Annotated in this window: 11 protein-coding genes; 3 read left to right on the top strand and 8 right to left on the bottom strand. The window is 48.4% G+C overall.

Translation table 11 applies throughout. The features are described 5' to 3' along the window. The first annotated feature begins 52 nt into the window (after window positions 1–52). Window positions 53–1,075 (top strand): LacI family DNA-binding transcriptional regulator, encoded by a 1,023-nt coding sequence (locus AC0YN7_RS12195; protein ID WP_475810271.1) that lies wholly within the window; start codon window positions 53–55, stop codon window positions 1,073–1,075. A 121-nt stretch (window positions 1,076–1,196) separates the two neighbouring features. Here AC0YN7_RS12195 and AC0YN7_RS12190 read toward each other — a convergent pair whose 3' ends face one another. Further along, window positions 1,197–2,000 carry a sugar phosphate isomerase/epimerase family protein gene (locus tag AC0YN7_RS12190; RefSeq protein WP_475810270.1) on the bottom strand — a complete coding sequence of 268 codons (804 nt, stop codon included), beginning with the start codon at window positions 1,998–2,000 and terminating at the stop codon, window positions 1,197–1,199. 125 nt (window positions 2,001–2,125) lie between these two features. On the opposite strand from AC0YN7_RS12190, the gene AC0YN7_RS12185 reads away from it, so the two are divergent. Further along, window positions 2,126–2,965 carry a helix-turn-helix domain-containing protein gene (locus AC0YN7_RS12185; protein ID WP_475810269.1) on the top strand — a complete coding sequence of 280 codons (840 nt, stop codon included), beginning with the start codon at window positions 2,126–2,128 and terminating at the stop codon, window positions 2,963–2,965. A gap of 39 nt (window positions 2,966–3,004) precedes the next feature. Here AC0YN7_RS12185 and AC0YN7_RS12180 read toward each other — a convergent pair whose 3' ends face one another. Then, complete coding sequence (locus AC0YN7_RS12180) at window positions 3,005–3,868, bottom strand: AraC family transcriptional regulator (RefSeq protein ID WP_475810268.1); 864 nt, start codon at window positions 3,866–3,868, stop codon at window positions 3,005–3,007. A gap of 141 nt (window positions 3,869–4,009) precedes the next feature. On the opposite strand from AC0YN7_RS12180, the gene AC0YN7_RS12175 reads away from it, so the two are divergent. Further along, the gene (locus tag AC0YN7_RS12175; protein ID WP_475810267.1) at window positions 4,010–5,125 is read left to right on the top strand and encodes a glycoside hydrolase family 88 protein; all 1,116 of its coding nucleotides are present in this window, start codon (window positions 4,010–4,012) and stop codon (window positions 5,123–5,125) included. A 391-nt stretch (window positions 5,126–5,516) separates the two neighbouring features. Here AC0YN7_RS12175 and AC0YN7_RS12170 read toward each other — a convergent pair whose 3' ends face one another. The 6 genes from AC0YN7_RS12170 to AC0YN7_RS12145 all read right to left on the bottom strand — a co-directional run bounded on the left by AC0YN7_RS12170 (window position 5,517) and on the right by AC0YN7_RS12145 (window position 15,902). Next, window positions 5,517–6,497, bottom strand: coding sequence for an aldo/keto reductase (locus AC0YN7_RS12170; RefSeq protein WP_475810266.1), 981 nt, complete (start codon window positions 6,495–6,497; stop codon window positions 5,517–5,519). A gap of 189 nt (window positions 6,498–6,686) precedes the next feature. Then, window positions 6,687–7,946, bottom strand: a complete 1,260-nt coding sequence (locus tag AC0YN7_RS12165) for an alpha-L-fucosidase (RefSeq protein WP_475810265.1) — start codon at window positions 7,944–7,946, stop codon at window positions 6,687–6,689. Between the two features lie 166 nt (window positions 7,947–8,112). Then, window positions 8,113–8,307: an asparaginase gene (locus AC0YN7_RS12160; RefSeq protein ID WP_475810381.1), complete on the bottom strand. Its 195-nt coding sequence runs from the start codon at window positions 8,305–8,307 to the stop codon at window positions 8,113–8,115. A gap of 66 nt (window positions 8,308–8,373) precedes the next feature. Further along, window positions 8,374–11,838 carry an endo-alpha-N-acetylgalactosaminidase family protein gene (locus AC0YN7_RS12155; protein ID WP_475810264.1) on the bottom strand — a complete coding sequence of 1,155 codons (3,465 nt, stop codon included), beginning with the start codon at window positions 11,836–11,838 and terminating at the stop codon, window positions 8,374–8,376. Next, window positions 11,835–14,192 (bottom strand): hypothetical protein, encoded by a 2,358-nt coding sequence (locus tag AC0YN7_RS12150; protein WP_475810263.1) that lies wholly within the window; start codon window positions 14,190–14,192, stop codon window positions 11,835–11,837. Before AC0YN7_RS12150 ends, AC0YN7_RS12155 begins: the two co-directional genes overlap by 4 nt. An 87-nt stretch (window positions 14,193–14,279) precedes the next feature. Continuing rightward, the gene (locus AC0YN7_RS12145; RefSeq protein ID WP_475810262.1) at window positions 14,280–15,902 is read right to left on the bottom strand and encodes an extracellular solute-binding protein; all 1,623 of its coding nucleotides are present in this window, start codon (window positions 15,900–15,902) and stop codon (window positions 14,280–14,282) included. Window positions 15,903–15,922: the final 20 nt, after the last annotated feature.

The raw sequence follows: 15,922 nt of genomic DNA, 5'->3' as shown, positions 1-15,922 counted from the left end.
TTAAGTTCACATCCCCTAACCACACGGAGAAAAGAGGAAGGCGGTTTTGAACTTGGGGACTCGTAAATCGATTACTCTGCACGATCTTTCCAAAGAACTTGGTCTTTCGATTCAGACCATATCCAAAGCGCTGGGCGGACGAGCCGGCATGTCCGAGGAAACGCGGAGCCGTATTACCCGAACAGCCTTCATACGCGGCTATTTGACTGTATCTCAGGCACGTGAGATGGTCAGCCGCGGCATCACGCCCTATCCTACCTTCCAATTTCGATTTGTATTGATACAATCCCGGCAATCTATGAATTACAACGTATTGTTGACAGAGGGATTAAGAGAGAGGCTCGATCAATTGGAGCATCGACTGGAATGCTATGTGTTGGATGAGGATGTGCCGGATCACGCATTCTCGGGCTGGATGGAGCAGCGCAATTTGCCGACGGCGGACGGTCTGTTCATTGCGCCTCGGCTGCTCTCAGACTCCACGGAACGCAAGCTGTTCGAGCTGCCTTTACCCAAGGTGCTAATTAATTATCCGAGACCGCTTTCCCGAATCGACAGCGTAATCTGGGATGTGTTCGAAGCCGTCTGCATGGCCGTGGACCGGCTCGCGCAGCTTGGCCATACCCGTATTATGTACGTAGGAGATATTCACAGCCAACGAGGGTATACAAGAAGATGGCAGGCGTTTGAGGAAATGATGGGTGAGCTTCAGTTGAATCATGACGCAGAACTGCAAATAACCGACATTTGGGACGAGTGCATGCTGATCGACAAGCTGCGCAGCGGCCAACCAACAGCAATCATTGCCGGCATCGATGAAGATATCGTAAGGCTGTACGACAACCTTACCTCCCTCGGCTATCGCATCCCGGAGGACATCTCCCTAGTCGGCTTGGCCAACGGACCGGTGGCGGCGCTGCCGCATTTAAGCCGCCCCCAGCTTCTAATCAGGGAGACCGGATATAAAGCGGCTGACAAAATGCTGTGGCGCCTCGCCAACCAGAGCGAGCCCTGCGAGCATATCCGTATTGCCGGCCCTTTCCATAACGGGCAAACCATCCGGCGCTTCAGTTGAGAAGCGCCGGATGGTTTGATTTTCGGACGAGCTGTCCTCTCTCTGCAAAAAAAGCCAGCAAAGCTATTCCGGTTGTTCGATTCGCCGCTCACTGAGGTGCGCCTTTTCGGCAGTCGCGTTCTCAGGCTTCACCGAACAGATTCGGTTGCAGATTTGACATTAAATGATATAGATTGGTAAAGCTAGTTTGCACGCAGCCCATCGGTGCTGTTCTGCAAACATCCTGTTCTACTACGTACCACTCGACTCCGTTCTCCTCTCCCCAGCGAATAATCGGTTCGAATTCAATCAATCCTGTACCGATTTCCGCAAATGCCTGCTCACCGTCTGCGGTCATATCCTTCATATGGACAATCGGCATCCTGTCCGCATATGGCTTGAAGAATGATGCTGGCTCAAAACCACCCTTCTGAAGCCAGTATACATCCAGCTCTGCGAGGATTTCATTGTCTACAGCAGCCTCAAGCAAGTACGAAAGCGCGTCCTGCCCCTCTATCACCGTTTCAAATTCAAAAGCATGATTGTGATAGCTGATTCGAAAACCTTCGCCCTTCAGCTGCTTCGCAATACCGTTCAAATCTTTCTTCAGTTGTTTATATCCGCCTTCATTTCGCAGCTCAGAGGGAATACTCGGGCAAATAATATCCCGTGTGCCGAACAGCCTGGCGTCCGAGACCACTTTGCCTGTGTTCGCAACAATGTCATGGAAACCAACATGCATACCCGCGGTCTTCAATCCAACTTCGTCCAAAACCGCTTTGAGTTCCTGCGGGTCATAACCTTGAAAGCCCGCAAACTGTACGCCGCCATAGCCAATTTGACTTATTTTACGAAGAACTCCCGGGAAATCTGCTTGGCATTCCTCACGCAGCGTATACAATTGAACCGCAATCTTATCCTTCAACAAACGACCATCTCCCTTCACTTCATTAATCCCCAGTATAGTGACAACTGATTTAGAAGTGAATATCCGATTCTCTGCTTGTTGACTTATTTTGCAACATTTATGATAGTAGAAATAGTTTACTCACTTGGAGGTGGCAGCAAATAATGGACGCTTCGTGGATCGATTGCCTGTTGATCGGTTATTCTCATCACACTTCTCCATTCACCGGCTCCTTGCAAAAGGGCTCAGCCGACAATCGTTTGCTCCTACGCTTCCAGGTAAAAGGGACATGCCGTGTCGAGATTAACGATGAGACTCATGTTGTGCGGACCGGCGATCTGATCATTCGCAAGCCAGGGGAATATTACCGTTTAGTGGTTGAGGCAGATAAAGACGCCGACGCCTCTCAGCCAATTGAGAGCGCCGATTACTACTTATCCTGCAGCGGAGCATGGGTTCAGCAGTGGTGCAGCCGGAACGATTTTCCAAGCAAGGTTCATCTGGATACGGCGGAAGACTTCTTGGCATTGTGGAGAAAACTGATCTATGAGAAGCGGAATATTCATGGGGATAATACGGAAATGATGGACGCTTTGATCAAAGTTTTATGTCTAACTATCGAGAGGTATGTACGGATGCAGACGGCGGCGGCCTCCAAGCCGGAGCTCAACATTCCTTACAAAATGAAGCAGTATTTGGAGAAGCATGCTACCGAGCCACTGACGCTGACCCATATCGCCGAACGTTATGGCATCAGCGTATCGACAGCCTCCCACTTGTTCAAGCAAGCGTTCGGGCAATCTCCAATGCGTTATGTCATCGAGATCAGGCTGTCTATTGCCTCGGAGAAAATTCTGTACAGCGACATGAAACTGGAGGATATCGCCGAAGCCTCCGGGTTTCACAGCTACCCTTATTTCAGTCGCGCCTTCCGGGCTCATTTTCACGCCAGTCCCAGCAAATACCGCGTTCGGAACCAGCTTCGCAAGGTAGAGAATCCTTAATTGGAACGAAGCATCTTATTATATTACCGCTGCTCTCCGCTACAGTCTCAGGCGGTATTGATGCGGAGAAACGCCCATAATCCGTTTGAACAGGCTAATAAAATAAGAGGTGCTCGTAAACCCTACCTGCTCGCCGATCACTTCTACGGATTTGTTCGTCGTTTGAAGCAAACTGCAAGCCTGCTGCATTCTGCGGGCTGTCAAATAGCCCGTAATGCTGCTACCCGTCTCTTGCCGAAACAGCCGGGACAAATAAGATTTTGACATATGGAGCTCGTCCGCAAGCAGCTCCAGCTGAAAGGGCTCCCCGTAATGATTTTCAATCCATGCCATAACATGTTCCGATTGGCGAATCGGCTTCATATGCTCCTCCTGCTTGGGCCCCGGAATAACCTTTCGTTTAATTAACGACAACACGTTTAACAAATAAAGCGCGCTCTGCTCGTCCTTGCTGCTGGCGGAGGAAGTGAGCAAGCTATTCTGGAATGCGGAGCAAGCTGCATTCAACTCTTCATTGCAATCGATCATATCTATGCCCTGCAAAGAGATAAGCCCTTGAAGCATTCGTTTATAGACGTCATAAAGAGCCGGAAACGTCCTTAAGTAGCCCTTCATAAATACAGGGTCGAAATGAAAGACGCTTCGTTCATACGGCCGGCTTTCATCCACTTCCGCATAAACACTATGCAGCTGATAGGGTTTAAAATAAAACAACATGCCTGGCTTAAGCTCGTACGTCTTCTGGTTGACGGTAACCGAGCCGTGTCCCTGATGCACAGCCAGCACCTCGAAGCCCCGATGCCAATGGTAATACCCCTCGAAATCTTGCTGCGACCAGTTGCGATATGACCAAAGAAAAGACAGCCCCTCGTAGTCCATTTCCTGAAACAGCGTCCCCTTCACTGACTGCACCCCTTCATTTCAACAAGTCAACAGAACAACATTTTTAACCATTGTAGCGTAACTTTGCCCATTTGTCAGAGACTATAATGATACCAAGCAGTTTAACCACAATCATGGGTCAACGAGGAGGGTTACTACAAAATGAATCAGGCATACAAAGAAAAAATATTGGCGCATTTAACCGAAAAGGTAGAGCGCATGATAAACCAAATTGGAGATAAAACGCCACATGTGGCAAAAGCCAACGGCATCTATGACAGCACAGACGATAACTGGTGGACGTCCGGCTTCTGGCCTGGCCTGCTATGGGTTATGCATGATGCAACTGGGAAAGAGTCATTCAAGGCAGCCGCTTGGGAATGGGACGCCAAGCTGGAGCGCTGCTTCTACGAGCATCCCGTACAATTGCATCACGATGTCGGCTTTCAGTTTCTGCCGACTGCTGTTATCAAATACGAATTAACGGGCGATCAGGAAGGTCTGCGAATCGGCTTGGAGGCGGCAAACTTCCTCGCGGGCCGCTTCAACGTGAATGGCGAGTTTATTCGTGCGTGGAACGGGCAAGGGGCGCTCGGTTGGGCCATTGTTGATTGCATGATGAATATCCCCCTGTTGTTCTGGGCAAGTCGCACGACCGGCGACCCGCGTTACAAGCATATCGCGATACGTCACGCGGACACCTTCCTCCGTTACGCCATTCGCGAGGACGGCTCGGTATGTCATATTTTATCTTTTGATCCGGAGACGGGCGCGTTTATAGAATCGCTGGGCGGTCAAGGCTTTTCCGGCTCCTCGGCGTGGAGTCGAGGCAATGCCTGGGCGCTTCATGGCCTCGCGATTGCTTATCGATGCACCGGACTTGAGCGTTATTTGCACGCGGCGAAGCGGGTAGCGCATTACTTTGTCGCCGCCCTGCCGGAAGACTATGTGCCGTATTGGGATTTCCGCGTAGAAAACATAGAAAACGAGCCGCGCGATACTTCCGCTGCCGCCATCGCAGCATCCGGTCTGCTCGAACTTGCTGAGCTGGTTCCATCCGTGGAACGCCGGATCTATAACGCGGCTGCCGAGAGAATCCTTTATTCACTTAGCGAGAATTATGCGACCTGGGACAATCCGGACCATGAAGCGATTCTTCTCCAAGGCACTGGACATAAGCCTGAGAACGCCAACATCAACGTATCGCTTGTATACGGAGACTACTACTTCGTGGAGGCATTCGCCAAGCTTAACGGCTGGAGCCATCGGATCTTTTAGCCTGCCTCATGCCATTTATTTTATTTTAGAGTTATTTTTTGATCTTTGCCCACTATGGAATACGAATCATAAGAAAATATAGCCTCCATCACAACTCTCGCTGAGGTTTTGGAGGCTTTCTCATTACATATTCGGGATTGTCTCATTCAGCATGTGATATTGTCGAAGTTTTTGCAGAAATAATAATGGTTGTGCAATTCGCTCTGTAGTAGTCAGGCGAAGAGTGTACTTCAATGGCCGTACGAATCAAACTTCTTTGGACGGAGAGACAACGTAACGCATTACTCCATTTCATATTTCCATCTCCACTTTTGGTTTTTTCTCCCTCTTGTTATATGCCTCAATTTCACTTATATTGACCTATCTATTCAAAAAGTCCTAAACAGTGAAATTAAGGCTTTGGCAGCCGATAAACCGCGAATGGTTCGCCAAAACGATAACCATTGCTTATTAGATCAAGCTCCTTCACAACCGCTGGCTCAAGGTGCAATTGTATACTTTTTAAATTTTCTTCGACCTGCTGTTCGCTTGTAGCACCTACGATGACGGTTGAAACGACAGGGGTTTGCATAAGCCATGCCAGTGAAAGCACGCTCGCCGTGCATCCGAGCTCATTTGCGATTTTTTTAACCTTCTCTCCTAACGCAATCGAATTATCATTAATAAATCGACCAAAGTTAGGATCCGTATGTGCTCTTGAGCCTACAGGAGTCTTATCTTGCGAACTATATTTGCCCGAGAGGATGCCGCCCGCTAATGGAAAATACGGAATAATGCCCACTCCTTGATCGATACACATCGGGATAAGCTCATTCTCCGGTGTACGATCAGCGAGGGAATAGCTAGTTTGAGTAGAAACAAACCGATTCAACCCCAGCCGATCGCTTAATCCCAGTGCCTTCATCAGCTCCCATGCATAGTAATTTGAAGCGCCGATATAGCGTACTTTCCCCGACCGCACCATATCCTCGAGTGTACGCAATGTTTCCTCCAGAGGTGTGTGGGGATCGAACGTATGAATTTGATAAAGGTCAATATAGTCTGTTTTCAATCTCTTCAGACTGCTTTCAAGCTCTGTCTGCAAATGATACCGGGACGAGCCGCTTTCATTAACGCCCTTCCCTTTAACCAAGCCTGCCTTGGTTGCCAATACAAGGTTATGACGATTGTCTCCAAGCAGCTTCCCAATCATTTTCTCTGATTCAGAAGCCGCATATATATTAGCCGTGTCAATAAAGTTAATTCCGTTATCTAAAGCGCGGTGTAAAATTTGCTTGGTTGCCTCGAAGTCAGCCCGTTTGCCAAATGCATTTGTCCCCAGACCTAATAAGGAAACCTTTAACCCACTGTTGCCAAGACGCCTATATTGCATAATGATCTACTCCTTTAGATTTCGGTACAGACAATGATAAGCACAATTTTCTTTTTGACATCATGAATATTGTTTCTACAATTTCAACACAAATCCTTTGGTTTCGTCAAAAAAGTCCGGGCTCTCCATCATTGGAGTCCCGGACTTCTTCTTTATTATATGATCAATAACCTAGACAATCAGATTCTATTACCCAGCATAATGGATCGACAGATCGCGAATTACAGGTACTCCATCCACCTCTAGAATTTCTACAATTACACCAGAAACCTTCACTGTTGGAATTCGGATGATTGCCTTATGACCGATATTTGTGCCTTCGAATACAGTGATCGGACGGCGGGATTTCGCCGTTATAATCGAGACTGCGAACTTACGAACGCTTTCTCCATTCGTTAAATCCTCTTGAATGACAATATGATCGACTAAATGTGATTCTCTCGGTGTATATGACCATTTCAGCTCATCCACAGCACAATCTGCAAGTGTCGCAATTGGATTTCCGAACCGTCTGCGAACTTCTTCTCCGAACGCTTGTAGGTTCTCCAAGTCTTTCTGAGGAAATAGTCCTTCACGGTCTGGCCCGATATTCAACAGCAAATTGGTTCCGCGACCAACGGATAGGTAATAAAGCCCCATCAGCTCATCGACAGATTTGACCATATGCTCATCTTCGTCGCTGTAAAACCAGCTGTTGCTGTTGTGACGCATTTGTACGTCGCATTCAGCAGGCAGCCACAGCTGACTATCCAGCTTCTCCTTCTCCTCGGTCAATATTGAGAATTCAGTAGAATCGACCACATTCCAGCAAGGACTCGGCGCTACACCATCCTCATTTCCAACCCAGCGGAAGTCTGGATCTCCCATATTAAAAATTAATATGTTCGGCTGCAATTGACGTATTACACCGATTATTCTGTCCCAATCGTATTGATGATCCTCAGAGCCGCAGCCGTCAAACCAAAGAATGTCGATGTCGCCATAGTCAGTTAGCAGCTCCGTGATTTGATTCACGAAGTAATCATCATAGGCCTTTGCGTCCTGCGTATAGAAATTTGCCGAGCCATCATAAGGAGAATAATACAATCCTGGCTTCACGCCATACTTGCGGCAAGCGTCTACATATTCGCGAACGACATCTCCTTTTCCATCCTTCCAAGGTGATGCTTCTACGGAGAATTGACTGTACTTGGACGGCCAATTGGAAAATCCGTCATGGTGCTTCGCCGTAAGAACCGCATAGTGCATCCCGGCTTCCTTTGCAGTCCGAATCCATTGTTCGCAATCTAAACTCACTGGATTGAAAGCAGTTGGTGTCATAGCCCTTTCATCGAAGTCAGCATAACCTTCATAAAAAGTTCTTAGACCAAAGTGTAGAAACAATCCAAATTCCCAATCCTGATACTCAAGCTGCTTCGCTGTGGGCACTAACTTTTGATCTGTTATCATGAGAAAAATCGCCTCGCTCTCTATTCACTATTTTAAGATTGCGCTTCAATTACTCTTCAATCATCTCAAGCTCGATAACCGTGTCCAGCTCATCCGGCAATTCTCCTCCGGCGTGGCTGATGAGAGCCCCCGTCGCCGTTTCGCCATAATGATCGGCCATTCCTCCTCAGAACCGTCCATCACTATATAGAACCGCCCTGCGAATGTCAGCATCACCAATTATTTCCGATCGTTCCAGCTTTAAATATACCATCGCCAGACGGTCGAGCGGTATAGCAAATACCGGACATCCACAGCCGTCGACACCTAGCACGATGTCCTTTTCTAACATATCCGCCAAATAGGCCAGCACGGCAACGATCTCCCGTTGCGATCAGTTGATCCCTTGCCGCTATGCTCACCACCCCGATACTCCTCAACTAAAACTTCAGCCATTTGGTATTTCTCCTTCCGGCCCACCATCGATTGGTTGAAACGAGATTTGATCGACAGTGAAACCATCGATTACCAAGAAACCTTTATTAACGTTATTTCTTATGATGGCGAAATAATAATCTGTATAGGGTCCAGTCAACAGCTCTGCTGAAAATCGCTGCAGTCCCTTACGGAGTGGTTCATTGAACACTTCCTGCGAAGCTCCTCCATCCGTTGTCCTTACAGAAACCGAATATTGGGCTTCCTCTTCTGTTTTGTATTCGAATGACAATCGGTACTTTTGATTGGGAAGCAGTTCCAGAGTAGATGGCAAAGTTCTAATCAGCTCACCGGAAACCTCATCCATCGTTTTGAACGACCATTCTCCTTCGATTGTATCTTCCGTATATCCCTCATGACGTTGTGCGAGATGCGTTTTGCCAACATTGAAGCTGGCACTGACGAACGGACCCCAGCCTTCATCCACATTTTCAAAATTTTCGTAAAAGTCATGCTCCGTTTGAATCGCCTTACTCACTTCTTTAACTCGAACATCATCGAAATGCACGTAGGAATTGTGCTCGCCTTTATCCGCAACAAGAGATATAACAGGCGAAAAATCTTCTTCAGAAACCGGTATTTCAAATCGGATTTGCAGCCGCTGATAATACGTTCCCCGCTTATCCGAATCTGCATCGCAGTTGACGAAATCCGTACGGTTAATGGATCGTATCTGTTCCGGTCCCCCGAAGCCGTCTATACTGATCGACGCCCTTCTCCCCTCCGACACTTCCACCCATACCGAAGCTGAATAGGATTTGCCTTTCTCCAAGCCTAAAAGCGACTGATATACGCGAGCATCGGCTCCGTCATTACCGCTTATTCGCAAGTACGATTGACCATAGCTCGTTTCCGAAATCGCGATATGATCCGTGTTTTCATACATTGAAGTTTTCGACCACCAGCGGAAACCGTGACTGTCAAAGCCCATATCCTTAACCGGACTGCCCTCTCCCCAATCGATGTCTTGAACCGGAGGCGCATCTGTCTTATAGAGAACATAAGGCGTGTTAGCCTCTGCTTCCACCGAGACAGTGCCGGAGACAACCTGTACATCGCGGACGTATACGCGACCTTGATTCGTAAGCCGATAGAGCTTGATCGTCCCGTCCTCTGGCCAGCTTTCTGGAAGAAGCCAAGTGCTTTCTCCTCCCTTAGCGTTCCAGTGGTATATTTTTGTCTCACCAATCGGATCCCATGGAATAAAGAGCGTATCTCCCTGTGCGATTATTCGATGTTTTTTGCGTATGACTGCAACGCCTTCCTCTAGTTTGGAGGAGACGCCTCCTTCTAGAATGACTTCTTCCGAGTCCTTCCATTTGAGGATAGCGAAGTGCATTAGATAACGATAAGGAAGCTGCTTTGTGAAAAAAGCGCGAATAACAGCCGTTAAATCCCGCTCTCGCTGCCACCCCATAAACCCATTATCGCCATGTCGGTCGTATCCGCCTTTGAGCAGCATATCCTCGGCATAAGCATCCTTGTCCTGATGGCGGATAAACCGAGAAATACGACTGTCTCCAGTGGAATCGTGCGTCCATACGGCGTCTGAATCAAGCGCGTCTGCTTCCTCCGTCCAGATCGTCCAGCCATTGCCGTGCAGCTTCCGGGCCAAACGCCAGGCTGCCCAATGCTCGTCACGATAAGTATCCACATATACAAATCCGAGATTTGGTGCTTTAGCCTTCAGCTCATCCAAGCGCTGGTCGAACTCTCCCGATAAAATATCTTTTTCTCGATCGATATAATAAGACTGATCCAGCCATTTCCACCCCGGCGTCGTCGTTATAAACGAGTCCGAGTATGACTTCGCCTCCGGATAAGCTTCACTATGATTGATATGAACGCCGATGACCGCTCCGTAATCGCGGGCCCGATCTACCAGAATGTTCAAATCGTTCAAACCACCGGCCCGCTCGTTGAAGTTGTTGCCGTAATCGGGATGCCCGCTATCGTGGCCTTCACTTTGATAGCCTTTCAACTCGATCATCTGGCCAAACCCATCTGTATATAAGTAAAACTTCTTGATATTGTTCAAGATACGGAGAAACGGAAATTGCGCCATACTGCCGAAATTCATGGCGATATGCGCATAGCTGCTCCGCAGCGCTTCAGAGCCGGCAATCGGCGGCAGCACTTCGCGAACAGCAATCGCACCGTCCTGCCAATCTACCATTCCATCGCCGTTTCGATCGTCCGTTATGATGATTTTGGACCATGGCTCGCCGATCACTTCCATATCAGGTCCACGGTATGTCCAATATGCATTCCAGACAGCGGTTCGTTTGTATCCATTCCGCTGCACGGTTTGAATGCACACGCGTCTGCGGTTTTCCAGCACGTTGCCTACCACACTTGCCGCCAATTGCTTCGTATTCACGATCGCGATCGCGCGATAGACAGGAGCATGCGCCGTGTCCAACTCGGATACACTCGCGAATTCATCACCTTTGATACCTTCAGCTGTTGCAACATACGCCTCTTCCATCGTATCGCGAACAGAAACGAGCCCATGATTCGGGAATTCGATCGTCCGGACTCGGAATAAACCGTTCTCCTTGATATCGGTAATTCTCATCTCAAGTACTGATTCTGAAAGCGTGAAGGAAACGACCATTTCAACCTCAATCTGCTTGAATACAAGTCGATACGCCGCCGTATCCTTTGTCGGTGAATTCGGAAGAACAGTCGGCACTTGCCGTTCCCCATTCAGATCGACATAGGCAAGCCGATCCTCTTGACCATATAGGACAGCTCCATTCGCTCTCCAACGATATTGCAGCACGCGCGGAAAGGAAACATCCATCTCAACATCCAACAGATCTGACGATAATGTCCAAGTTCGCACCACTAGATTTTCGTCCTGCACCAAGTAATCGGACTCATACTTGTCTTCTAGGGCACTTGCTATTACTTCGCTAAAACGAGCTTGGCCTTCTTCACCCTCGCCGCTGCTCCAAACGCGAAAACCGTTAGCCCCAGCCTCCGTCTTCCATTCCGGTATGTCGCCGTGATAGGTTGGGTAGCCATTCAATGATAGGGCTAGAACAGTTCCGCAATATCGGAGCTCGACGCGATAGGATTTCCCCTCATACAAAGGATCCGATTTAAACAATACGCCTTGCTTTCCGCAAGGCATTGCCCAAATCCACGTGCTTCTTCCAAAAGGGTCCATCGGTGTGTCGCAGCCAATAAATATCCAGCTGTCCGGCGCCGTATAACGGATCACCGCGCCCACCCGCCCAGCCGGATTGAGCGGCGTTAACGTGAACGCCAGCTCTCCGTCGCTTAAGCTCGGGCCGCCTTCCAATATGACTGCTGTATCGGAGCCGTCAGCCTCCAAAATATATCCATCCTCACTCGGAGTCCATCTTCCATTGCCTAATGCGATTCGATAATTACTCACCGTATCCATCATACTTTCCCTGCAGCTTGGGGCTCGCCCCGAGTAAACACCTTGACGCTCACCGCCGGTTTCGGATCACCTACGAACTTGCAGCTAAATGATAACGTTGCCCCGCCTTTTCGCACGACAGGCGCATCCGCGGAAGCTTGAACCGTTTCTATCAAGTTCCAGTTCAAATCATAGATTTTTCCGGTACGATCTCCATCGCAAACGAGGTACTGGTTCGCGCGTACTTCCGTGTCGAACGTCATATATTCCCCGTTCGTATAAAACGTCGGTCGTTTCACCGAAGCGTCATCGTTGCCGTATGATGGTGCTACGCGCATGCAGAAACGCAGCGGCTGCTCGGAGAACTTGTTATAGAACGCCCAATCTGCGCCGCCAGGCTGTCCGGGCTGCAGCTCCTCCGGGTTGCAAACAAGCGGCTTGGAAATATTAACGGGGTACAGGCTCCAGCTTCCTTCCCCGGAAGGCTCCAAATGCCAGTCGCTCTTCGGATCACGCATCTGTTCTCTCTGCTCCGGCGTAAACGCTCCCGTCTTCCGAGCCGTCTCCCATTGATTAACCGTTTCGAGCAGCGCTTCAGTATTTCCGTTCCGCCGAAACACTGCCATATCGGCCACAAGAGCGAAACCAGCGTTGAAGCCTGCCGCTTTCGACAGCACCCATTCGATTTCATCCGGTGTCGTAGCTTCAAATTGATCAGAAGCTGAACGTACAAGAAACCAACCAAGCATCGGTGGAATAAAGTTGCGCTCGAAATAACGCTGATTGCTCAGCCGCCATTCCAGCTGTCCTTCTCGTGTTGATACGCCCCATGGCTCTCCCCAATTGAAGCGTGTAAAAATATGCCACGAGTAATTTGGAACAACGATGCTCGCGTCGTTGATAACTTCTTCGCCCCAGCTGTCGTAGCATAACTGCACAAACCGGTTTACCCCATAGTCGTCTTGACCTGTCGCATAGCAGCCTTCCAGTCCATCGAACGAAATTTGCTTAACTCCGGTCTCCCGTAATAGCTCGGCAATTCGCTCGCTATATTCATCCTGCAGCTCAAGATTCGGGAAAAACACATCATATGGATGATCCCATACTCTGCTAATTTCCGTATCCTGCTCATACGTGGACGCGGAGGTGCCGTTCGCTCCTCGCTTCACGCCGAGCAATTGCCACGGCGCGGAAGTCGATACCGCTTCGTATTCAATAAACTCGCTGCCAATAATCGCCGTATGCCGGAACAAGCTGGCCCGAAATGGCTCCAGATCCGATACCGTTAATTCCGTCGCCGCAGCCGAGATCGACTCGACTAATCGGGCAGTACCGCTAGTCTGTAGACGTCTATCCGGCACTGGAGTCACATACGAGTCGTTTAATGTCGTGAAATTGGACAGCGTATGAACGCCGACTTTAACGTCTTCCCGTTCAGCCTGCGCGACACAAGCACTCATTCCCTCGTCACCGTTCGGGAAGCTGTTTGGTTTCAGCACAAAGTGTCCCCACTCTGTGAATGGATCGGGATGATACACATACTTCAGCCCCGCCTGCTTCGTGTAACGCACCGCTTCTTCCATTGACGCTTCAGAAAAGTCGGTAATCAAATACGATTGGTTTGCCGCTGGCGACACCTTGCCCCAGACTCCTTCAATCATAGGATGCGGCAATCCTTCTCCGAGCTCTATTTCTTCGATCGTTGCCAGCACATCACTCGCAGGACAACCGAAAAATGCAATTTTCGATCCCGATATTTCCGCATCAGCACCGCTAAAAGCAGGTACTTCAACTTCATTCAGGTTCCAAACAGGTCTTCGCGCGCTCAACGTTCGATTTCGCGCATAGGCCTGCAGCAGGCTGCCTCTGTTTGTCGGCCAAGCCGTACATTTATCATATTCGAATTTACTATCTTCAAACGGTTGATTGGCGTATTCAAGTTTCTTAAGCTCAATAGGCCAACCACCAATCGTTTTCCAATTTAATGCTTGAATGCCGACAGCAAACTCTCCATCATGGACAACACCGACAGACTCGCCGACCGAACCGGTAATCGTTGTCGCGAACGGTCCCCAAAGAACCGCTTCGACTTCAGCACCGGCAACATTATTCACTTCAAAAGTCACATATTTCTCTTTGCAGATAAATCCAACTTCAATATTAGCCCCGCTGTCTCCGAATTGAAAAATGGCCGTTCCATTTCCATCGTTAAATTGAGCGGATGAAGGCTGTTCAATTAGTCCGTTCGTGACGATTCGGATAAATGGTGAAGCTTGAGTCGTATCCATGTAATTTTTGCTTGAAGTCTTGTCAGTTAAGCCTGAAATTTCTCCTCTTTCGTTCAATACGATTATGATGTGGCCAGCGCTTATTTGCATGATCCATTCCCCCTCTAATTCTTAGCTATAATGTACATAACGGACACCGAAAACTCCGATGTCCGCACATGGTTCATGAACTACTTCTTATTTATTTTTGTCGTAAACTTGCTGCGCTTCTTCCAATACTTTGTCTCCACCATTTTTCTTCCAGTCTTCAACGAATTTGTCGAAGTCGCTGATTGGCTTCTTGCCTGTGATGAAATCGATATAAGACTGCAAGGTGAACTGAGAAAGCTGCTCTTTATATTCATCATAGACAGGCTTCTGATAAGCAGTTAGAATGTCGAATACTTTTACGCCCTTCGCTCTTGCTTCTTTCGCAATTGGCTGCAGACTAACGTCAGCGGTATAAGATGTTTGGAAATCATAGTCGTTAAATGATCCAGACATCGAGTACCCGCCTTGGACTCCGATTTTTTTTCGTTCTTCTTCATTGTCATAAGGAGCTATGCGCTCTACGATGCCATGATCGTTCAATTTCCAATGCGTGTCTTTAACACCGAAGTTGAGAAGCTCGTAGGTTTCCGGATCGAATTGCGACGCTTCGAAAATTTGCATATACTTAATCATTTTTTGTTGATCGTCTGCAAGCTGCTTACCGAACATAACCCCCGTCGCGGAAGCAGGCGAAGATTGCGAAATACCGTATTTACCATCCGGTCCTTTAATACCGCCTGTCGTCAAAAACTTGAAGTCCGGGATGTCTTTGCGAATTTTATCATACCAACTTTCGCCTCCGAGGAATGAAGCGCCCGGATAATAAACCCACCAGTAGTAATCTGCTGCACCGGCTTTACCCGTTATCATTTTATCTTCAAAATTATTGCCCTTGTTGACAACGAACTCAGGATCGATCAATTCGTTTTTGTACCAGCGGTTGAGCGTAGTCAGCGCTTCCTTGGCACCAGATTCGATTTCTCCGCGAACAATTTTGCCGTCTTTCTCACGAAAGATACCAGGGTAAGCATCATAGGCTCCGAATACGGAGCTGAACAGTGATTCCACTCCTTCCGAATGAGCAGTCAAGCCATAAGTATCCTTCTTGCCATTGCCGTCAGGATCGTCGTTGCGGAACTTCGTCAAAGCTGCTTCCTCTTCTTCGAGCGTTTCCGGAATTTTGTTAATACCGACCTTCTTCAGCCAATCTTCACGGAATCCGAGCTGTTGTCCATCGATACCGATATCCCAAATCGTCGGTAAACCATAAATTTTTCCATCTACACGAACATATTTGAAAGGGTCATCTTTGTCAATAAACCTTTTGATCCATTCCACGTATTTCGGCATATGCTTCTCAATCAAGTCCTGTGGAATTTCCGCAACGACCCCTTGATCAACAAACGTCAAGTAATCTGTAGCCGCTGGCTCCTTTATCCAATCCGGAATGTTGCCCGAGGCAATTTTCAAGTTCACATCTTCTTTGTATGTCTCGTGACTAGTCGGAACGAGCTCAATTTCGGCGTTAAATTTCTTTGCAATTGCAGTAATCCCTGGAGAATCCACCTTGTTCTGCTCTGGAAAATGCGCCCAGAAAGTCAGGTGGTCCGTTTTCCCCTCAGTCGATGTGGACCCCGATTCATTTCCAACCTGCGGAGTTGAACCTGAACCTCCATTATTTGTATCGTTGCCGCCACATCCTGCCAAAAGACCAGCAAGAAGAGCAAAGCTCGCACCTCCGAAAACGATCCTCTTCAACTCTTTTTTCATCTTAAATCAACCCTTCCCCT

The sequence above is a fragment of the Paenibacillus sp. J31R122 genome, assembly GCF_056269185.1.
Note: the sequence above shows the minus strand (reverse complement) of the source record. Positions and strands in the feature narration are given on the sequence as shown.